Origin of the sequence: Aphanizomenon sp. CS-733/32, assembly GCF_028330045.1 — a bacterium.
Lineage (GTDB): Bacteria > Cyanobacteriota > Cyanobacteriia > Cyanobacteriales > Nostocaceae > Dolichospermum > Dolichospermum gracile.
The window spans coordinates 13,564-36,098 of the sequence record NZ_JAQMSE010000177.1 but is presented as its reverse complement, the minus strand read 5'-3'; the positions used below and the strand labels follow the sequence as shown (position 1 = coordinate 36,098).

At 37.5% G+C, this 22,535-nt stretch carries 16 protein-coding genes; 10 read left to right on the top strand and 6 right to left on the bottom strand.

Going from position 1 to position 22,535, the window contains the following annotated elements; all coding sequences use genetic code 11:
• Positions 1–54: 54 nt before the first annotated feature.
• The gene (locus tag PN471_RS14240; RefSeq protein WP_271777427.1) at positions 55–1,272 is read left to right on the top strand and encodes a glycoside hydrolase family 10 protein; all 1,218 of its coding nucleotides are present in this window, start codon (positions 55–57) and stop codon (positions 1,270–1,272) included.
• A gap of 136 nt (positions 1,273–1,408) precedes the next feature.
• Here the strand turns inward: PN471_RS14240 and PN471_RS14235 are convergent, their stop codons facing one another.
• Complete coding sequence (locus tag PN471_RS14235) at positions 1,409–2,884, bottom strand: site-2 protease family protein (protein ID WP_271777412.1); 1,476 nt, start codon at positions 2,882–2,884, stop codon at positions 1,409–1,411.
• Between the two features lie 307 nt (positions 2,885–3,191).
• Here PN471_RS14235 and purH point away from each other — a divergent pair, with 307 nt between their 5' ends.
• The 3 genes from purH to rppB all read left to right on the top strand — a co-directional run bounded on the left by purH (position 3,192) and on the right by rppB (position 7,392).
• Entirely contained in the window at positions 3,192–4,715 is a 1,524-nt protein-coding gene (gene purH / locus PN471_RS14230; RefSeq protein ID WP_271777411.1) for a bifunctional phosphoribosylaminoimidazolecarboxamide formyltransferase/IMP cyclohydrolase, read from the top strand.
• Positions 4,716–5,295: 580 nt separating this feature from the next.
• Entirely contained in the window at positions 5,296–5,982 is a 687-nt protein-coding gene (gene rppA, locus PN471_RS14225) for a two-component system response regulator RppA (RefSeq protein ID WP_271777410.1), read from the top strand.
• A gap of 24 nt (positions 5,983–6,006) precedes the next feature.
• A complete protein-coding gene (gene rppB, locus PN471_RS14220; RefSeq protein ID WP_271777409.1) occupies positions 6,007–7,392 on the top strand; it encodes a two-component system sensor histidine kinase RppB in 1,386 nt (461 codons plus the stop codon).
• On the opposite strand, the gene PN471_RS14215 is transcribed toward rppB, so the two are convergent.
• The 3 genes from PN471_RS14215 to PN471_RS14205 all read right to left on the bottom strand — a co-directional run bounded on the left by PN471_RS14215 (position 7,352) and on the right by PN471_RS14205 (position 10,735).
• Complete coding sequence (locus PN471_RS14215; protein WP_271777408.1) at positions 7,352–8,653, bottom strand: hypothetical protein; 1,302 nt, start codon at positions 8,651–8,653, stop codon at positions 7,352–7,354. The two genes, rppB and PN471_RS14215, sit on opposite strands and share 41 nt — an antisense overlap.
• A gap of 98 nt (positions 8,654–8,751) precedes the next feature.
• Entirely contained in the window at positions 8,752–9,843 is a 1,092-nt protein-coding gene (locus PN471_RS14210; protein ID WP_271777407.1) for a cysteine synthase family protein, read from the bottom strand.
• Between the two features lie 511 nt (positions 9,844–10,354).
• On the bottom strand, positions 10,355–10,735 hold the full coding sequence (locus tag PN471_RS14205; protein ID WP_193890673.1) for a hypothetical protein: 381 nt from the start codon (positions 10,733–10,735) through the stop codon (positions 10,355–10,357).
• 768 nt (positions 10,736–11,503) lie between these two features.
• Here PN471_RS14205 and PN471_RS14200 point away from each other — a divergent pair.
• Complete coding sequence (locus tag PN471_RS14200; protein WP_271777406.1) at positions 11,504–11,983, top strand: YbjN domain-containing protein; 480 nt, start codon at positions 11,504–11,506, stop codon at positions 11,981–11,983.
• A 35-nt stretch (positions 11,984–12,018) separates the two neighbouring features.
• Positions 12,019–12,744 carry a lipoate--protein ligase family protein gene (locus PN471_RS14195; protein ID WP_271777405.1) on the top strand — a complete coding sequence of 242 codons (726 nt, stop codon included), beginning with the start codon at positions 12,019–12,021 and terminating at the stop codon, positions 12,742–12,744.
• Positions 12,745–12,921: 177 nt separating this feature from the next.
• Here the strand turns inward: PN471_RS14195 and PN471_RS14190 are convergent, their stop codons facing one another.
• Positions 12,922–13,125, bottom strand: coding sequence for a hypothetical protein (locus PN471_RS14190; RefSeq protein WP_271777404.1), 204 nt, complete (start codon positions 13,123–13,125; stop codon positions 12,922–12,924).
• 560 nt (positions 13,126–13,685) lie between these two features.
• Between PN471_RS14190 and PN471_RS14185 the strand changes: the two genes are divergently transcribed.
• The 4 genes from PN471_RS14185 to PN471_RS14170 all read left to right on the top strand — a co-directional run bounded on the left by PN471_RS14185 (position 13,686) and on the right by PN471_RS14170 (position 20,279).
• Positions 13,686–14,534 (top strand): transcription factor RcaD, encoded by an 849-nt coding sequence (locus tag PN471_RS14185; RefSeq protein ID WP_271777403.1) that lies wholly within the window; start codon positions 13,686–13,688, stop codon positions 14,532–14,534.
• Positions 14,535–14,592: 58 nt separating this feature from the next.
• The gene (locus tag PN471_RS14180; RefSeq protein WP_271777402.1) at positions 14,593–16,707 is read left to right on the top strand and encodes an ATP-binding protein; all 2,115 of its coding nucleotides are present in this window, start codon (positions 14,593–14,595) and stop codon (positions 16,705–16,707) included.
• Between the two features lie 29 nt (positions 16,708–16,736).
• On the top strand, positions 16,737–19,280 hold the full coding sequence (locus tag PN471_RS14175; protein WP_271777401.1) for a DNA translocase FtsK: 2,544 nt from the start codon (positions 16,737–16,739) through the stop codon (positions 19,278–19,280).
• A gap of 114 nt (positions 19,281–19,394) precedes the next feature.
• Positions 19,395–20,279, top strand: coding sequence for a ParA family protein (locus PN471_RS14170; protein WP_271777400.1), 885 nt, complete (start codon positions 19,395–19,397; stop codon positions 20,277–20,279).
• A 291-nt stretch (positions 20,280–20,570) separates the two neighbouring features.
• Here the strand turns inward: PN471_RS14170 and PN471_RS14165 are convergent, their stop codons facing one another.
• Positions 20,571–22,304, bottom strand: a complete 1,734-nt coding sequence (locus tag PN471_RS14165) for an asparagine synthetase B family protein (protein ID WP_271777399.1) — start codon at positions 22,302–22,304, stop codon at positions 20,571–20,573.
• Positions 22,305–22,535 lie beyond the last annotated feature (231 nt).

The window sequence follows — 22,535 nt, the reverse complement described above, 5'->3', positions numbered from 1 at the left end:
TTCTCCCCCAACTGCACAGCATTAAATAAACCAGGAATCAACACAGAATCAGCGATGGAGAAAATAGTGATCAAATGGCAGCGTCAAACTAGAAAACTGGGATTTTTAGCAGTTATGATAGCCGTGAGTATGGTTGCATCCATCATGCTATCACTCCCCCTCAATGCTCAAATTCCCAAATCCACAGAATTACGGGGAGTATGGTTAACAAATATTGATAGTGACGTTTTATTTGAGAGTAACAGACTAAAACAAAGTTTACGAACATTACATCAACTCAACTTTAACACCGTTTATCCCGCCGTCTGGAATTGGGGATACACCCTCTATCCTAGCAAAGTCGCCGCCAAAGTCATTGGTAAATCAGTAGACCCTACCCCCGGACTACAAAAGCGAGATATGCTCACAGAAATAGTCACCGAGGGACATAAACAAGATTTAACAGTAATTCCCTGGTTTGAATTTGGCTTCATGGCACCTGCTGATTCCCTTTTAGCAAAAAATCGTCCTACTTGGTTAACAAATCGTAGAAATGGTACAAAAATAGTCAAAGAAGGCATACATAACCGAGTTTGGTTAAATCCCTTTCGTCCTGAAGTGCAAGAATTTATTGAAGATCTAATTATAGAAATAGTCAAAGACTATGACATTGATGGGATTCAATTTGATGACCATTTCGGCTTACCATCAGAACTAGGATATGATGCCTACACCACAGCATTATACAAAAAAGAACACAAAGGTAAACTTCCCCCCGCAGACTTCAAAGATCCAGAATGGGTAAATTGGAGAGCCAACAAAATCACCGATTTCATGAAGCGAGTATTTACAGCAATTAAAGCAAATAAAAAAGATTGTATCGTTTCCGTCGCTCCTAATCCGCAGCGGTTTTCCTACGAATACTTCCTTGCAGATTGGCAAAAATGGGAAAGAATGGGAATAGTCGAAGACCTAGTTTTACAGATTTATCGCAATGATTTAAACGTCTTTATCAGCGAATTAGAATATCCCGAAGTCAAACAAGCCCAAACCCATATTCCCGTCAGCATTGGCATTTTAAGTGGGTTAAAAAATCGCACAGTTCTCATAGAACAAATCAAAACCCAAATAGAAAAAGTGCGAGAGCGAAAATTTGCCGGCGTTTCCTTCTTCTTCTACGAAACCCTCTGGAACATGAGCCAAGAAAACCCCCAACAACGCCAACAAACATGGCAAAAAATCTTCCCCACACCCACCAATTACCCCAACCTATTAGCAAACTGGAAACCTTAAAAAATTGATAATTTGTAAAGAAAATCTGGCGTTGCAGAATTAAAGGATGAAAGTGAAAAATTTAAAATCATAAACTTTGCGCCTTTGCTCCTTTGCATCTTTGCGCGAAACATAATTCTATGCAACGCCAAAATTCCTAACTACCGATACCCAAACGCCCAGCCAAAGCCGGAGTTAAAGGTAAAAGAGTAGCAATCATTAAAAACAACGCCAAAAGACATAAAGCCGCCCTAGCATCATCTGGTTCACTAATTTCATTCAAACTAGGGCGTTCTAAATCCCGTTGTAAAAACAAAATCACAATTGCCCAATACATCGCCAAGGGATTACCTAATGATACGATAGCCAGTAAAATTATCGTTGCAAAAGTGGTTCTCCCTGCGGTTTTGCGTCCATAAATTGCTTGGACAATTCGCCCCCCGTCCAATTGGCCAGCGGGCATTAAATTCAACGCAGTGATAACTAATCCCAACCAACCAATAACCACTAAAGGATGAATATTCACCACCGGAGAATGTAAAGCCGAACCCAGGACAACCCGTGCCAAACTACCGACTAAAATCGAACCTTGGAAAAACTGATTGGGTAATTGGAATAAACTTCCTGGGTGAGAAAGTAGCAACCCTATCACCAGGAATAACAAAGAAGTAATCCCCCCAAAAGCCGGTCCTGCCAAAGCAATATCAAATAAAGCATTACGGCTAGGGACAAGGGATTCAAATCTAGTAATTGCCCCAAAAGAACCAATTTGCACCGCTGGTAAAAAGAACGGCCAACTTAATTTGACTTGGTGACGACGTGCTAACAACCAATGTCCAACTTCGTGAGAGATCAAAATTACCGATAAACCCAAAGCAATAGGTAAAGCCTCTGCAAAGCGTTCAGGGTTGCTAAATAAATCGAAATTCTGTAATATACCTCCCACCTCCAAGCTAGTAGCGATAGTTGCAATAAACAAAATCACTGCAAAAGCTTTTTGTGCTAACTGGGCGCGTTGAGGGTCTGTGCGGCTAGGGAGAATAATGATGACAGGTTTTCCGTCAGTATTTTCTACCAAAAATAGGCGATATTTATCTTCTAAGCGTTCCTGTAAACTTTTTGTCAGTCGGTTATGAACGGCTTCTGGTTCTCCCCGTAAGTTGCCTTTAAAAACCACTCCTTCTTGGTAGGGAATAGTTTCTGTGGCAAAAAATGTGTCAATGCCGAAAATGCCTCGAATCAGACTTAAATCTGCTTCGGGTATGGGCGTTGGTTCTAATTGTAGTTCTGGGACCGTAACGGAACTATCTTTATCACCTTGGGCTGCAAGTCGCTCTGTTGCCCGTTGCTTGAGAATAGCATCTTGACCTGCTTCCCGTAATTTTCTACCCAGGAAAATATACAATCCAGCGGAAGCTACCACCAGGAACAAGATACCAACAATATTGATATAAATCCCAGCGGCAAATAATCCAAAGAACAAAAGCCAGGGAGTCATTAAGACAACTGATTGTAACCAGGCGAGGATGCCTAGTTTACCAAAAGGTCTGGCACGATAAAAGCCCCAGCCTAAAATGCCGGACGCTATCAGCACAATGGCTGCAATTATAGGAGTTTCCGATGAAGTAAACATCTCTAAACCTTTGCTATTGAGACCGAAGCTATTACAAGTCCGGTTTTCTATACACTACTAATCATAACTTTGTTTGGATTCTGCCCGAATTATCCAGTTTTCTGAGGTTAAAGCCCTAATTATTTTAGATGATTTTTATATGAAGCGGCACAGAATCATCAAATTCATTCATCCGCGTTGATCTGCGTTTAATTATTTTATAAATCTGATTCCATGCAGTTTCATCTGAATTTGGTATGAACTTTTAACACCCTTTCGGTAAAATGTTCTTCTGTTTGCAATTTAGTCCAAAGGAATCTAGGGAATTATGGCGCGTTTAGCCCTGCTGAGTGTATCTAATAAAACTGGTGTAATTGATTTAGCCCGGAGTTTGGTTGAAGAATTTGGCTTTGATATCATCAGCAGTGGGGGAACAGCCAAAACCCTGAAAGATGCGGGAATACCAGTTACTAAGGTTTCTGATTATACGGGTTCACCGGAAATTTTAGGCGGTCGGGTGAAAACTCTTCATCCTCGCATTCATGGGGGGATTTTAGCACGGCGAGATGTGGCGCAAGATGTCACAGATTTGGAAAATAATCAAATTCGTCCTATTGATTTAGTCGTTGTTAATCTTTATCCTTTTGCGGAAACTATTGCTAAACCAGGTGTGACTTTAGCTAACGCGGTGGAACAAATTGATATTGGTGGCCCGGCTATGTTAAGGGCTTCTTCCAAAAATTATGCCCATTTGACGGTATTATGTGATCCTGCTCAATATGGTGAGTATTTGCAAGAATTACGCCAAAATGGAGAGGCATCTTTAGAGTTTCGCCAAAAATGCGCTTTAAAGGGATTTTTACATACTGCTAGTTATGATCATGCCATAGCAGCCTATTTAGCTGGCACACAAGCACAAGAATTTACCATTTCTGGTACACAAATCCAATCTTTGCGTTATGGAGAAAATCCTCACCAACCCGCAGCATGGTATCAAACGGGAAGTGAAGCTACAGGTTGGACAGCAGCGACAAAACTGCAAGGTAAGGAACTCAGTTACAATAATTTGGTAGATTTGGAAGCTGCACGGCGGATAATTGCTGAATTTACAACCAGTCCTGCGGCGACAATTATCAAACATACTAATCCCTGTGGAACTGCGGAAGCAGAAACGATTTTCGACGCTTATCGAAAAGCCTTTAATGCTGATTCTATCTCGGCTTTTGGCGGTATTGTGGCTTTAAATCGTCCTATTGATGCAGCGACAGCGACGGAATTAACGAAGACGTTTTTAGAGTGCGTGGTTGCTCCTGGTTGTGACGAGGAAGCTCAGGAAATTTTAACGAAAAAAGGCAATGTCCGCGTTTTAATTTTACCAGATTTGCTGACTGGACCAAAGGAAACGGTGAAAGCTGTAGCTGGTGGGTTTTTAGTCCAATCTGCTGATGATATCATTGCTGATCCTCGTCAATGGCAAGTTGTTACTGAACGTCAACCTACTCCCAGGGAGTTAGCAGAATTACTATTTGCTTGGAAAGTTTGCAAGCACGTTAAATCTAATGCTATCGTTATTGCGAGCGATCGCACAACCTTAGGTGTCGGTGCTGGACAAATGAACCGTGTCGGTTCGACAAAAATCGCTCTCGAACAAGCCGGAGAAAAAGCCCAAGGCGCATTCCTCGCTAGTGACGGCTTCTTCCCCTTCGATGATACCGTCAAAGCCGCAGCCGCAGCCGGAATTACCGCTATTGTCCAACCCGGAGGCAGTCTCAAGGATAAGGATTCTATCAAAGCCGCTAACGAACTGGGATTATTAATGGTTGTCACTGGTGTACGCCACTTTTTGCATTAGGTAATGGGTCATTGGTCATTGGTCATTGGTAATGGGTCATTGGTCATTGGTAAAAACCTTATTCCCTATTCCCTATTCCCTATTCCCTATTCCCTATTCCCTGTTCCCTGTTCCAAGCAATTTCTAAAATTGTTGTCTAAGGTACTTGCCATTTCCAAAAAAGGGTGATAAATTATATTTGTGTGTGAGGAGCAAGTTTAAAAAACGTCTGGGGTGGAAACACGGCAACACTCCCAGACGTTTTTTAATGGGACTAAAAATTTTCTGACAATAAATATACTCAAAACGGCTAAAATCTGGACTTTTCTATGATATAAAAAACAAGTTCAAAGCCTCTCCCCGTTGCGGGGAGAGGTTTGGAGAGGGGTTCTATATTTGGTTAAACTATAAACCGTTTTCAGTATAATCAACAACTAACTAGAAATATTCCGTAAAACACCTTTAATTTTTACTTGTACTAAATTAAAATGAAACTGCATAGAATAGGAATTTAAGAATAATTAAACGCAGATAAACGCAGATAAACGCGGATAAGGGCAGATGATAATTCCTCTGTGCAATCTTACATATAATTATTATTATGCGGTTATTATTAGTTGAAGATGAACATGATTTAGGAAGTGGTATTCATAATGCTCTTATTCAACGCGATTATATAGTAGATTGGGTGGAAGATGGAGAGACTGCTTGGGATTATTTGCAGACAATACCCCAAAGATATGAAATTGCGATTTTAGATTGGATGTTACCAAAGTTGTCAGGATTGGAATTGTGTAAAAGATTAAGAGCGCAAAAAAATCAGTTACCAATTATGTTATTAACAGCTAGAGATAGCATGAATGATCGTGTTACGGGTTTAGATGCAGGTGCAGATGATTATCTTGTTAAACCCTTTGGTATGGAAGAATTATTGGCGCGGGTAAGAGCATTACAAAGAAGATTACCAAATTTTCAACCACCGCAGTTACAAGTAGGTAGTTTAATTTTAGATTATAGTAATTTTTCAGTTGTGAATTTAGCAGCGGAAAATTCTTCACCAATTATCCTCACGGCTAAAGAATTTCAACTTTTAGAATACTTCATGCAACATCCTCAACAAATACTCACTCATGAACAAATTCGCGCTAGATTGTGGGATTTTGAAAGTGATACTGTGAGTAATGTTGTTGCTGCACAAGTGAGATTATTAAGACGCAAATTATCAGAATGTGGTTTTTCTAAAGCAATTGAAACTATCCGAGGTTTTGGTTATCGTTTTTGTGGATAGTGCAAAGATAAGAATATTAATTAAATGAACCACGAAGCAGCGAAGGACACGAAGGAAGAAAGGAAGAAGATAGGTAAAATCCAAGGTTGGATACCTAATAATTCACTCTTTAATCATTCTCGGTTTAAATTAGCGATTACCTATGCTGGTGTGATGGGATCAACTTTATTACTATGTGGTTGCATCGCTCACAGTGTGATGATACAAGCTTTTACTCGCACGGTTGATCGAGAATTGGAAGTTTTTGGTAAGGTTTTTGAGGATAAATTAAAAGCAGAGTTAAAAATTCCTGGAGAATTATCTATTACTACTCAAAAATCTTTACCAGGACTTTGTTTTAAACAACAATCTTGTTTACCCATTCAATCAGAATCAGATTTACTGAATTTATTAGCAGAAGGATATTATCTCAGATTTTTAACAGTATCAGGAGAAGCTATTGCGGCTATTGGTAATAATCCCGATGAATTTCCTGCTAATATTCACCTCAATCATTCTTATGATATCAAAAATCGTCATGGTGAACTATATCATTTACATTTAATGCCCTTAAAAATCAACAATAATCAATTATGGGGATATTTACAAGTTGGACGCACTGTACAACGATTAAATGATTATATGAATAGTTTACATTGGTTATTAGGATTGGGTATTCCCTCTTCTATGATCATTATTGGTGGTGCGGGTTGGTGGTTAGCAGGTTTAGCTATGCAGCCAATTGAAAAATCATATCAACAGTTACAACAATTTACGGCTGACGCAGCACATGAATTAAGAACTCCTATTACATCTTTACAAACAATTATCGAAACAAATTCAATTAACCCAGAAACTCAAAAAGCATTGAAGAGACAAATTAAAAGATTAGTAACATTAACACAGGATTTGTTATTATTATCTAGATTAGGAAGTGGATTACAAGAAGCTAAGTTACAGCAAATTTGTTTGAATGATTTAGTTGCAGATGTAGAAGAAGAATTAATGCCAATAGCTATGGATGCACAAGTTTTATTATCTAGTCATATTCCTGATCAATCTGATTTTTATATTCACGGTAATGAAAGTCAAATTTATCGAATGTTGTTGAATTTAGTTGGTAATGCCATTAAATACACTCCTGAATCTGGGGAAGTAAAAATTAGTCTGATGACTAATGATCATCAAGGTGTAATTACTATTAAAGATACAGGTGTTGGTATTTCTAATTCTGATCTTCCCCACATCTTTGAGCGCTTTTATCGAGTTAATGCAGATCGTTCTCGCAATACTGGTGGTTCGGGATTAGGTTTAGCTATTACTTTGGCTATTGTCCAAACTCACAAAGGTAAATTAGAAGTACAAAGTCATGTAAATAAGGGCAGTACATTTACTGTGATTTTGCCGCTCGTCTCCAAAGTAAACAAGTAACTTCAACTAACATAGATGTAATCATGGCAATAGCGGCGGCCATTGCCCCATTCATGCCCTTGTTAATAGCAAAGGTGGCAATTATTAATAAAGTTCCTGTTCCTAACCAAGTAGATAGATTGACGTGACCTGTGCGATTTTCACTGACTAAAAACCCCTGAGTTGCATTTTGTAAAGCCACAAATAATGGCACAATTGCACAGATTAAAAGTACAGGTTTGATGCTGTTAGCTAGGGTGAGATCATTACCAATAAAACTTTGCACAATGCGATCGCCTATTGGTGTTATACTCATTAATAATAGTAAACTGGAACAAGCAGTACCCACACTGATAGCAAAAGTCAAGAGTTGGCGATCGCTCACTTGATGACGATATTTAATCACCATTTGCTGTACCATCCGGGTAGAATTGGCAATTACTAGAACCAGTCCCCAAGCCGCAGACCAAGCCGCAATGGCAATTGTCGCATCTTCAGCGCGGGCAAGAATGCTAATTAATATCGCTCTTCCGCCCCAAACCACCATCATAGAATTAGCTAAAGGTAAATAGAACTTCCACACCTGTGCTAAGTTGCGGGGTAAATTAGGTTGTTCTATTTGTGGTGGTATAGTTGCACCAGAAAGCCGAGCAAAAACTGTTACAGCCATTGCTTCGACAACCACTCCACTGATGAGGGCAAGTCCAGCAAGTATACCCCCAGATATGGGGAAGAAAAATCCACCCGTGAGGACTAATGCTAATGTAAATAACCTGAAAATACTGGCTTTTGCCACAGCGCGAGACTGACCATGATAAATTAATAACCCTTGAAAATAACGCCGCCAGGCGATCGCAAATGGCCAAGCACCCATTAGTAATAATACTCGACTGACTGTAGTTAACATTGCTGATGGAATGCCCAATAGACTCACACCGACAAAGTTAAAAATGATCGGTAATCCTAACAAACTTAATAAACAAGTTAGTCCTGCACCGACAAATAATGTAAACCGCCATAATGCCTTACGTGAACCTTCAGAACCAGCTAAAGCATTAGCAGCGTGCAAAATCATAATAATCGGACTTTCAAAAAATATTGCCAAAGATTTAGCAATACCTACAGCCGCTAAGTTATTTTGAGCATCAGGAAGATGAGCTAATGTAGTGGTCATCATCGGATCACCACAGGCCATAGTCACATCACTGAGAGACAAAGGCAAAAATTCCCGCCATAAACTCCCTAAACTAACAGGTTGAGATTGAGTCTCTTTTAATTTCATATCATCATGACCCTATGTGTGCAATAAGCGCAAAAATCCACTCTTTAAACTCTTACTCTCTGCGCCTCTGCGCCTCTGCGTGATAAAAATTCTCTCTATCACACTTGACTCCTACCGACAATATCCAATGGTACAGGTAGAAGATTCCCAATTGCTGCCATCAAATTGGTATTTTGAAGAATGTTAATTCCTTGTGCTGTTAACCAATCAGCATTGTAAACTGTTTCTAGATAGCGATCGCCCCGATCAGGATTAAGTAGTAACATAGTTTGAGGGTGAGTAGATCTTTGAGTATCTGCTAAAGCTGCGGCCACAATTGCACCAGTGGAAGCACCTAAAAGCATACCTTCCTGTTTAGCCAAAGCATGACAAACAGAAAACGCCAAAGCATCATCCACGCTATAAGCCGCATCTAACACCTGTGGGTCAAAATTGGGGGGAACGAAAGATAAACCCAGTCCAGTCATCTTATAGGGGTGTCTGGGAGTACCAAAAATTGCTGATCCTGCCACATCTACACCAATAATTCTAGTTTGGGGATAATGCTTTTTAAAATAGCGACTAATACCACCTAATTGTCCGGCTGTGCTAACTCCAATAACAATAGCATCCGGCGCACCACCAAAAGCAGTTTCTATTTCTCGCGCCGTCCAAAGTTCATGGGCATCAGTATTAATAGGATTTTTATGTTGACAAGGATACCAAGCGCCAGGAATATTTGCTGCTAATTCCTGAGCTTTTGTCATTCTTGCTACCTGCATCGAACCTTGAGCATCAGCAGCACTTAAAGGCACTTCTACCAATTCTGCACCGTAGGCATTAAGCATTCTTCGCATGGTGACAGGGGTTTTGGCATCAATCACAATCATCACCCTGTAACCCTTGGTAGCGCCCACAATTGCTAACCCAATACCAAAGTTACCAGAACTAGATTCAATAATTGTCCCACCTGCTCGCAATAAACCCTGTTTTTCGGCTTCATTTACCAGATAAGCCGCATTTTTTTCTTTAATACTACCACCAGGATTACAAGATTCTAATTTTAAATATAAATGATGTTGTTGACAACTTGGATAAATTCGATTTAATCGGACAATAGGAACGTTACCTAGTGCGTCCGTCACCGTTGCCAATAGGGGTGATTTTGGCAAGTTGGTTCTGAAGGTTGGGTTTGGAGAGTAAGTAAGCATTGTGATTAGCTCGATACTGTTCATCTCACAAGATGCCAACCCCAGGTGAAATAAAGGTGAAATTATCAATCTAATGGCAAATCAAATGCTGGCTTCACTGGCAAAATATAGAGTTCCCGAAATGTTCCGCTGATGATCTTAGATTTTGGCATTTTGGCAGATAACCATTTTAGTTTCCGGCTTTAATGGAATATCAACAGGGTTAAAGGAAAACTTGAGAAGTTATGGGTGCAGGGATTACCCCACCACTAGAGACTTCCATCCCAAATGATAAATGATAGATGCGGTGCTGTCAAACTCACAAGAAATATTGCAACATTGCAAATCATAGCCAAGCCAAAGCCAACAGCCATTGCATAACAGTTGCCAAGAAAATTATATATTAATCAAGCCAAGCGATTGCCTCATGAACAAATGGAACTATCAAGTACAAAATTGCCATGTACAAGTAGAAATTAACTTGAAAATAGTTAGACTATGAAAAAATGATGAAAAATTAACAACTTAGCTTTTAATCACGAAGCATTTGGGAGATGATGGCATCAGCTTGCAGTCTTTTGTAAGTCAAGTGAACTAGGTTAGCTTCATCTAATTGTCCACAAACATAGCAAGCTAGGCTCAGAGCATCTAATAAAATTAAGGTAGTAATACCTTCCGCGGCTAAAGATGATATATACTCAGAAACTCCTTTGGCACAGGTCTCTGCTGGCATCAGTACCAATAACAACCGTAAACAATCTGCTGATGCCATCATTCCATCTAATTCATGGGTCTGGGTGGCTAATTGAACAATACCCAAAACGATTTGATTGGGGGAAATACCTTCTTTGATGAGTAGGGTGAAGAAGGAAGTTAAATGACATGGGGTGCTGTGGTCAAGCTTAATATTCATAGTGCTTATTAAAATCAGTGTAACAATAATCGCAGATTTTTGGGCTAATCCGGAAAAATCTCAAAAAAGTTTTTGGGGGTTTTTCGGATTTTTTACGTCAGATTCTAGAACCTTGTGGCAGATAGCACCCCAATTTGTCAATTTGAATTTTGATCAATGCTCGTACATTATGTAACTCACGATTTAACTCACAGTTCCAGATCCCTTGATGCTAAAAATAAGCAAATTGTTCTTTTTTCCTTGTTTTTACATCTTGTGACGCTAAACTAGCGAGTAATTTTTGCGCTACGCCAAAATAAACTGCTTTGGTTTACCTATTTTAACTAAAATTAGTAGCTTATGTAACCGACAGCAGAAATTTAATGATGTAACATAAACAAAATGGGCATCAGTCTGGTTAATGAGACACAATAGATAATAAATTTACAAATCTTTACCTAAAGTTAAAGCCCAATGAAGGTGAACGTGACTTACATCTAAATGTTTCTGGATGTGAACGCCTGAAACCGGGAAAAAATAATTGAGAACTTAATCAAGTTTTACCCGTGCAACCATAAGTCTAGCCTATATCATAGTAGTTTACAAAATTTGGTATGAGTCCCCGTTCTTGAGGACGGAAAAATACTCGCTGCGCTGCGTACGCTTCGCTAACGTCAATCCAGAATCAAGTGATATTTCTAGTTGGGAAGACAGGTGGATGAGATGCTGGCATTTTTGGTAGCATAATAGTAGATTGAAGCAGTGACTATATTACTGAGAAAAATCTGTATGGCCAGCTACCTAGAAACCCCAACTCCAAATGAGTTACTGGATGAAGTTATTCAAGAAACCACAGCCCCAAATCATGTGGAAGTTATTGAAAATGTAATTGATACCCTGGCACAAGATCAAAGTGCAATGGTTAGTCATGGTTCTGAGGGTGAGTATCTGTGGAAATTCCAATATGGCAGTGTAGAAGTATTTGTGCAGTTAACGGGAATTACTGATGAAGATACGATCACGGTTTGGGCTGCGGTGCTAAAGTTACCTGTACAAGATGAAGCCAGATTGACACGATATCTCTTAGAGTTAAATTGTGTAAGTACCTTTGAAGCCCGCTTTGGCATTATTGAGCATCAGGTGGTGGTGATTTCTACACGCACTTTAGCGGAGTTGTCACCAGGGGAAGTTTCCCGCATCATTACTATTGTTGCGACTATTGCTGATGATAATGATGAATATCTGCAATCCGAGTTTGGTGCAGTTTAGGTTTCGATAATTTTAGTTGAGGGATGTGATATTTAATGCCTGATTCGCAGGTGTGGCGACTTATTCCCATTTTAGCTGCCGCTGGTGATGTTCAGATGGCTATAGACCGCTGGTTATTAGCACAACATGAGTCGGGACAACATCCGCCAACTTTGCGTTTTTATACTTGGTCGCCACCCGCAATTTCTTTAGGTTATCATCAACGTCAATATCCTGAATTTTGGCAAAATTTGACGTGGAAAGGGGAGAAATTAGATTTGGTGCGTCGTCCTACAGGTGGTAGGGCTGTTTTACATCAGGGTGATTTAACTTACTCTGTGGTCACGTCTGGACTGAGGGGAAATCGTTTGGATGTGTATGGACAGATTTGTGAGTTTTTGATTCAAGGATGGCGATCGCTCAATATAGAATTGTACTATGGTCAAGCTGGACGCGGTTATATTCACAATCCTAATTGTTTTGGAACAGCCACAGGTGCGGATTTAGTCTTAGCAGATGGTTCTAAACTGATTGGTAGCGCTCAATTACGGAAAGGTGACGCAGTTCTTCAACATGGTTCTATGCGATTAAATCCAGATCCGGATTTGTTTGCAAAGGTATTTAATCAAGAGTTTTTTCATCCTGTTCAACTTCCCCAAACTATCAATCAAGAAACAATAATTAAGGCTTTAATAGCCGCAGCTTGTGATTGTTTTGCTATGGAAATAGAGTTAAAACCTTTGTCAGCAGATGAGTGGAATTTGATTTTAGCACATTGTTGATTAGGGTAGAATAACCTACCCCATAGCGGTATGCACTTGAATGAGATACAGTTAGCAAATCTCAAGTAGGGGCGCAGCACCTGCGCCATCAATTATAGTGCACCAAGCATGATTACCGCTATATAACTTTTTATTTCCCACAAAAAAGGAGAGTAATTAAAGGTTGTCAGGTCTATTTTAGTTTTTGTCTTTTGTATGATGTTTACTTTTGAGATTGTCATGTTTTATTTGCAGTTCATACCATTCATTTAAACAGTATTCAGACCAACAAAAACTATATTCATTCCAGCAGAAATCACATAATCCTTGTTCTGGTATTTGATTATTGTTTACTGGTTTTTGTAGTAGATAAGTGCGTGGACAGTGGAGGTAATTACTCATGATTTGATCTCTGATAAATTGATACTGTGAATTTCCGGTCAAGAATGTGCAAATATGAATAGTTAAACTTTTGTGAATGGGCAGGAAATGTCAAAGATAGAATGATCTGGTTATCTAAAAGATGATACATACAAATCTCGCTATATGGTGGAATTTATTTAAGTAGAACGGCTTGAATAATTCAAAGTTTGTAGTGAGGAATTTATTCGTCATTTGAGGGCTGAAGCCCTCACTACGAAATCATCTCCAGATTTTTTACATTACTTAATCTACTTTGATTTATTTTCGTCTACTTACTTAATATCTGTATAAAATTTTTCTAAAAAAGTCGAATGGATAGAAGATCCAAGTCTTCCCAATTTTTTGATGTCATGGAAGCTTGTAGAAAAACTCTAGAAAAAATCCGTCTTTTATTTAGAAAGTAATCAGTGAAAACTTGGATAATATTTTGAGTTTTTAGTGAAAAATCGCTCTTATTAGAGTTAATATGGAAACTGTGTGTTATTTTTTTGTGATTCGCGCTAAAGTAGTCAAGTATCGAATACAGCAAGACTAACCCTATGGAAACGAAAGAGTTAAAGTTCATCTTAAAGCTGTTGGGATGTCCCAATTATCGTACTGGCTTGAGTTCTAGCACTTTTGATAGTTTTAAAGGTGAGAAAACCAAAATTTGTCGAGATTTGGGGGAACTGGAATATGTAGACTATTCCCGCGAAATTGCCACAGTCAAGATTTTACCTCCTGGTCAAGCACTGCTGAAACTCGACTCGGCACAATTACCTATTGATGATAAAGAACTGAAGGTACTGGAGAAGATAGGTAAAAGTTCTGGAAAAATAGCGCCCAGTGAAATCAAAATTTCATCACTAAAATCAGATGAACGAGACGCAATCTTAAAAACATTGAGTGAACGGGGTTTAATTGCTGCTGAAATCAAGATGAAAAGGGTTAAGGCTGAAGTTTGGTTAACGGAAAGAGGAATTGAGGTTTTGCGGGATGAATATAATCCCGAGGGAAAAGCAAATATAGACTTTAATTTGCTGGGTAATTATGTGCGGTTTTTACGCAAGAATTTACGGCTTAATTCAGAACAAGTTTCTAGTTCTGATAATGTAGAATCACGTTCTGATATTAATGGCAATATCAGTGATGAAGAAATTTTAGAGACTATCAAGAAATTAGATCAAGAATTGGGTACAGAGAATTATTTACCAATTTTCCATTTACGGCAAAAGTTACAACCGCCTTTATTACGAGATGATTTAGATCAGGCGTTGTATCGGTTGCAAAAAAGTGACAAAATTGATTTTAGTACCTTACAAGAAGTCAGTGCTTATACACCAGAACAAATTGACGCGGGAATTCCTCAAAATATTGGTGGACAACTGTTCTTTATCATAGTTAATTAACAGGGTTTCCAATATTTTTCATTTTTTCATCACTTCTTCCTCTCACCAATGTGTATCTATGACAGACATTAAGGACATTATTAAACGCGAGGTCAACCCTTTTGACGTGATTAATTTAAAGCCCACTAATTTTTGGGCTGAAGAACAAGATTCAAAACTCATGGTTGAATCAATTCATCAAGAGACAATCATAGAAATTGAAGGTTTACTTGATTTAGTAGGTAAAGATCATCGTAGTCGTACAGCTTTATTAGCTGGTGAGTCTGGTTCTGGTAAAAGTTATTTATTAGGTCGGCTTAAACGTACTCTTAACCGAAAAGCCTTTTTCGCCTATATTCTCTGTAATTGGGCTGATAGTAGTAATATCTGGCGGCATATTCTACGTCACACCGTTGATAGTTTAATTCAAGTTCCTGAAGGGGAGAAAGAATCACAGTTAATGTTGTGGTTGAAAAGTTTAACCGCATTTACAAGAAGTGATATCAAGCAACGAATATTTAATGATAATTTTTGGGAAGCATTACAAAGTAATCGGCAAAAATTTATAAAACACCTCAAGGATAGTTATAAAAAAACAGGTATTTATAACCCTGATATGTTTTTTGGAGTGTTACATGATCTCGCAAATCCAGAATTATATGATTTAGCTTGTGAATGGCTGCGTGGTGATGATTTAAATGAAGATTCGATGAAAGAAATCAAGGTCAAAACTTGCATTGATACAGAAGATGCTGCAAAAAATATCTTAGCAAACTTTGGCAGAATTTCTACACAAACCCAACCGATTGTTTTATGTTTTGACAATTTAGATACTATGCCCCAGTTACCAGAAGGTTTTTTGGACATACAACCTTTTTTTAATGTCAACACCACAATTCATGGGGATAATTTAAAAAATTTCTTGGTGATAATTAGCGTTATTACAAACACATTAAAACGGCATTTTGATCGAGTTCTCCCAGCAGATAAAGCCGGAATACATAAAATAATTGATTTAAAACGTATTACTATAGAACAGGCAGAAGCACTTTGGGCTTATCAACTTCAGCCATTACATCAACTAGCAAATCCTAGACCTGAATCTCCTATTTTTCCCCTAAATCGGGAAATGTTGGATAAGACCTCCCCTGGTGGTAAAACTATGCCTAGAAATACATTAGTTTTAGGTCGTGATGAATATCAAAAATATAAAGGTTCATTATTAGATGAAAAACCCAAGCCCGAACCAGTTACAATACAAATAAAGGTAACAACACCCAATGCAAAAACTGTTCCTAAACCTATAATTATTCTTCCAGCACCACCTCTAAATGATCAAGATATAATTCAAGCAGAATTTCAATTATTATGGCAGCACGAATATACAAAAAGCCAGGGGAAAATTACCAAGATTTCTTTATTATCATCACCTGATTTAATTCAGATGTTGCAACAGTCTATATCTACTTTAAAAATACAGGGAGTTAAGTCTAAACTTTTAAGCGGAAAATATGCTAGTTATTCCTTGAGTTATCAACATCCTACAAATCGGGAAAAATTGGGTATAGTTTGGACAGAAGATTCAAATATGAATAGTTTTTATCATGTAATGAATGCTTGTCAAATAGTAATTCAAAAAAATCTCTGTCACACTATGCACTTAATCCGTGCTGGAGATTTAGGAAAACCAAATCTGGCAGGAAATCAACTCTATAGGAAGATTTTCACCAATACTAATCATGTTCATATTAAACCAAGTCTGGCTTCTATTCATTACTTAGCAACATATCAAAGTTTGGTAAATTCTGCCAAATCTCAAGAGTTAGTAATTGGTGGGAAACCGATTAATTTACAAAGATTAGAAACCTTAATTAATGAAGCTGAGATATTGAATCAATGTACTTTATTACAGGATTTAGATATTGTTGCTAAATCAAATCGAAAGTCAGAAACAAATTGTAAAGAAGGAAAAGATTTAAGACCTGTTAAAAATTTCCTATTAAATCTCGTGAAAACTCAAGCATTTATGGGAGTACCTACTTTAATTTCACAAGCAGTTAACCAATTTCCTGATGCAAAAGAAAGTGAAATTTGGAGTCTGATTGAACAACTATGTCAGGAAGATAAAGTTAAAATTGTTAACCCCGACGAAAAGCCAGAAGCTCAATCAATTTGTTTAGTTCTTCACAAGTAATCTATCCAGCACACTTTTCATATCAGCCAATGCACTACCTAACAGAAGCTTCTGAAATCTACAAGCAAATTTCCCAACTATCCCTATCTAAAACTCTATGGATAGACACAGAAATTGCTGATTGGTATACCAATAAACCAAAATTAGCACTAATTCAGGTATTGGCTGATTATACAGATTTAACTGGTGAATCTGCTTACATTTTTGATGTTTTAGATAAACCTGATTTAGCTGCATATTTCATTAACCAAATCATGATTAATTCTCAAATTGAGAAAGTTTTTCATAATGCTGGTTTTGATTTAAAATATTTAGGAAAAGAACTAGCTCAAAATGTGACTTGTACTTTGAAAATAGCGAGAAAAATCACCAAAGAAGTTTTACAAACTACCAACTTAAAACTAAAAACTCTAGCTGCTGAACTCTGTCAATTTTCTCATGTAGACGCAGAAGGAGGAAGCAGTGATTGGGGAAAACGTCCCCTGACTCAAAAACAGTTAAACTATGCAGCAATGGATACAGTTTATTTAGCTGCTGTTCATCGTCGCTTGCTTGAAATATCCAATCCTGTTATCAGTCGTGTATTTAATATGGTAGATCACAAATCTGAAAATTCCTCTTTAACTCCCACTAAAGTTAGATTAGCTTTTGAATGTCCTCGACTATTTTATCTAAATCACCATTTTAATTGTAAAGCAATATTCTCTCCTAAAGATACTCTTGGGGGTGTTGGTAATGTTTTTCATAAATTAGCAGATGATTTTATTAATTTACTGCTGATTGAACCCAGATTTAAAAGTTTATTTAATCCATCTACAACACAATTAAATGTAGATCAAATTACATCGGAAATTCAACAATTATTCTATCAAATTAAGTTCTTTCCCTATTTACAAGATGTAATTGTACAAGACGGAAGTAAAGCACCTGTATTATTACAAGTTTGGCAAGGTTTACAAGGATTAATTAAAAAGTTTACTGAATTGTTAGTAATTAATCGTCGTTATTGCAGTGCAGAAACACTTATTTCTAATACTTTTATTTCTGGAGAACAGAATTTAGAATATTACTTTGATTTACCTAATGGGACAAAACAATTAATTAGAGGTGAGTTTGATTGTCTGGTTTTTAACTTTGAACTTAAACGCCTTTGTATGGTGGAGTTTAAAACCTATCAATCTGTAGATTTATCAGCACAATTAGCACAAGTTTCTCTTTATAGCTATATGTTGTGGAAGCAGAAAAAAGCACCTGTTGATTCTGCTGTTTATTGTGTTTTACCAGAATTTAAAGAGTACAAATATTCTTGGGAACAGTTAGAAAATACGGTTCATCAATTAATTCCCTATAAATTATTAAAAATGCAAGAATGGTTAAGTTGGGAATCTCCCAATCCTAACCCACCACCAGCGACAACTCAACCTCATTTATGTGAAATTTGCCCCCAACAACAAAAATGTCAGACTTTTTTCGATGTTGAATCTAATCATGATCAAAATTCAGATACAGAACCTCCTAGAAAAAAGCCCGAGCCAACTATTAATGCTGATGAAATTGGCGCATCTTTAGTGACAATTCTAGAATCTTTTAAGGTTAATGTAGATTATTATGGTGCTGATGTAAGTCCGGCATTTATTCGGGTGAAAATTAAACCACATTTAGGTGTGAAAGTTCCTTCAATTTTGAAATTATCCGCAGATTTACAAGTACAATTAGGGTTAGAAAATCCCCCTTTAATTGCTCCCCAAGCTGGTTATGTTAGTGTTGATTTACCCCGTCAAGATAGGCAAATTGCTAAATTTGAAGATTTTATTCAAAAGCAATTTTTACCCCCAACAGCACCCATAAAAATTGCTATTGGGGTAAGTATTGATGGTAAGTTATTAGAGGCTGATTTATCAGATCCAAATACTTGTCATTTTTTGGTGGGGGGAACAACAGGCAGTGGAAAAAGTGAGTTTTTGAGATCCTTACTCCTCAGTTTAATCTATCGTCATTCTCCCCAACATCTCAAAATTGCCTTAGTTGACCCCAAGCGGGTAACATTTCCCGAATTTGAACAAATGTCATGGTTATATGCACCAGTTGTCAAAGATAGCGATCGCGCCGTAGAATTAATGCAGGAACTAGTTGCAGAAATGGAATCTCGTTATCAGAAATTTGAAAAAGCTAAATGTGCAGATTTAATGACCTATAATCAACGTTCTTCCTCAGCTTTACCGCGTATTGTCTGTATATTTGATGAATATGCCGATTTTATGGCAGAAAAAGAAATTCGCACCATCTTAGAACAAAGTATCAAACGTTTAGGCGCAATGGCAAGAGCCGCCGGCATTCATCTAATTATTTCTACACAACGTCCAGAAGCCAGTATTGTCACCCCAATTATCCGTTCTAACCTACCTGGACGAGTCGCCCTGCGTACCTCCAGCCAAGCAGACTCATGTATTATTCTGGGTGGAAAAGAAACAACAGCAGCCTATTTATTAGGCAAAGGTGATTTAGTTTACCAAGGTGGTTCGCAACTACAACGTCTTCAAAGCTTATTAGCAAAAACTATTCAGCTACCTTAAAAAGATCCCCGACTTCTCTAAGAAGTCGGGGATCTAAGTAACATAACTAAAGTTAAAATTTATTAGATAATATGAACGCTATATCATTGGGAAAGCGTCAGTAGAGGAATTAAAATGGGATATGTAATTGCAACCGCAAACATGAAAGGTGGAGTCGGTAAAACCACCATTACCGTGAATATAGCCACCTGTTTAGCCAAAAATCACGGAAAAAAGGTACTTGTTTTAGATTTAGATAGTCAAATCAGTGCCACACTGAGTTTAATGTCACCCGTTGACTTTGCTAAACGTCGCAAACACAGAAAGACATTTAGATATTTACTAGATCAAATTATCAACCCTGAACCAGGGGCAAAATTTACAATTGGGGACATCATTCAACCTCAACTTTGTAACCTGACAGGATTAAATTTATTACCAGGAGACATAGATTTATATGATGAATTTGTAGTTTCAGAAATGCTGCATAATCAATCAGTAGCATTAGGAGAACAGGATTTTGAAACCATCTGGAATCGCTTTGAAAGGGTCTTAATTAGAGATATTTTAGAACCCATCCGCAATGAGTATGATTTTATTCTTTTAGATTGCGCTCCCGGTTATAATCTCTTGACTCGAAGTGCTTTAGCTACCAGTGATTTCTACATTCTTCCCGCTAGACCAGAACCCCTATCTGTAGTCGGAATTCAACTTTTAGAAAGACGCATTGCCCAATTAAAAGAAAGTCACGAACATGAAGCCAAAATAGATATTAAAATGTTGGGAATTGTCTTTAGTATGTCCAATGCCAATCTCCTGAATGGTAGATATTATAAACAGGTAATGCACCGAGTGGTCGAAGATTTTGGAGTAGATAAAATCTGTAAAGCTCAAATCCCTGTTGATGTTAATGTAGCCAAAGCTGTTGATAGTTTTATGCCTGTTTCTTTACTAAGTCCAAATACAGCCGGTTCTAAAGCATTTATGCAGTTAACTCAGGAATTATTGCAGAAATTGTAAATTAACAATATAGCGGTATGTACTAGAGTACCGCAAGGCGGAAGTCAAAAGTCAAAAGTCAAAAATAATATGGCGTAAGCTTTTTAGTGATGAAGAATGGTTGTTTTATTTACGCCGTGCTGTACTAGTAGTCTGTCAAGGACTAATTGACGGGTAAATAAATTTTTCTTCTTCCTTCGCGCTCTTTGCATCCTCCGTGGTTCATTTCTTCTTTATCCGTGAAAATTTCTTTGACAGACTACTAGTCACCAAATCCTAAAGCCGGTAGGGGCGGGGAAACCCCACCCTCAATCATATTGATTTATTGACCCCCAACCAGATTTCCAAACTTACTAATAACCATAATTTAATGCCATATCTACCCCAAACATCCCCCTTAAAATCTAACCATTCACGCAATATATCCTGATTAATATAAGCTGATATCTCACTTTTTTCATTTAACAATAATTTCCTGGCTTGCCGTTGCCAATATTTTCTAAATCCCAATTGCACGGGAACCATCATCCCACTTTTAGGACGATGAATAATCCTATCTGGTAAAATATCACTCACTGCGGTTTTCAAAACTGCCTTTTCTTCCACTCCTGAAAGTTTATATTCTGGAGGAACTTGCATACTTAATTCAACTACACGCTGATCAAATAATGGTGATAAACCCTGTAAATCTGCCGCTTGGGTTAAATTATTCACCTTGGTTAAAATTTGATCAGCACCTTTAAATTTAATATTCAATGCCATTAATCTATTTAAATAATTGACATCGGCATTTAAATCATCATAAAATACAGAAGATTCATTAGATTCATTTTTTAAACTTTGCCAAATTTCCGGTTTTAAAAGTTGCGGTAAGTCTAAAGCGCACTTTTGAAAAGAAATTAAAAATGCTTGTAATGAATCCTGATTATTAATAGCACCATATAAACTATTAATTAACATAGGTTGATTTTTAGGACCACCAAAACAAGGATCTCCACCTTCTCCATTCAGGGTAATTTGCACATTTTTCCGCGCAATTCTCCCTATTAATAAATTAGGAACTGTCAAAGGATCACCAATAGGATCATCTAAATAAGCCATTGTTTCTGGAAGACGTTTCCACATATCCCGAAAGGTAATTTCTAAGATGTGATGTTGAGTTTCGCAATGTTTGGCAACCAAACTAGAAAATTCTAATTCATTTGCAGTTTCCGTCCCAAAATGAATAGAATAGGTGTGAATTGGTGCATTATGTAATTTTGCCGCTAATGCGGTAATACTACTAGAATCTAAACCACCAGAAAGGAAAACACCAACAGGTTGATTTTCGGGTAAATATTCTTTAACAACTTGTTCAAGTAGAGAACGGAGTTTTTCCCCATACCATGCTAAAGATTGATTTGTGTCTATAATTTGTTCTTTGAGTTGCCAATAATGATAAACTTGTTGCGACGGCATTTGCAGAAAACTACCAGTACGAATTTCCTTGATATCTTGCCAAAGTGTCCTTTCTCCCGGCACAAATGCACAACAAAGATAATCTCGTAATGCGACTAAATCTAAATTATCAGAACGATAAGGTGTCAGAGTTCTTAATTTTGGCGCTATCCAACAAGTTGCACCAATTTTAGTATAATATAAAGTGCGGCTACCGATAGCATCTCTAATTAAATATAATTCCTGTTTTTCACAATCCCAAACTACTAAACCAAACATTCCCACTAGGAGGTTTAAACATTCAGAATTGTATTTCTGCCAAAGTTGGGCTACTATTTGTTGATGACTGCAACTATCATGAATATCCATTCCTAATTTTTGCAATAATTCTCCACGATTAGTTAACCAAATATCTCCAACTACGACAAATCTTTGATTATAACTGATTGCCAAGTTATCTGATTCAGCAATAACGGCAAATTGCTGATCTTGCCAAATTATATCTTTTGTGAAATTATTGATTTTTCCGTAAGCTACACACCAACTAGACTTAAATTCAATATTTGTTGTAATGGCGGACTGAGAACTTTTAAAAAAATTAAATAGCATGAGTTTCAATACTTGTCGGTTAAGCTCAAACAATAAAATTGCGTAGGTTGAGTTGACGCAACCAAACCCAACATTTATAGCGGTTATCGTTCGGAATCAATACAATTGAGGGCGGGGAAACCCCGCCCCTACAGGTTTTACGATTTGCTGATTGTATCTCACTCAAGTGCATACCGCTATGTAAGCATTTGTTGGGTTTTACTATCGTTCAAGCCAACCTACATTTCCTTA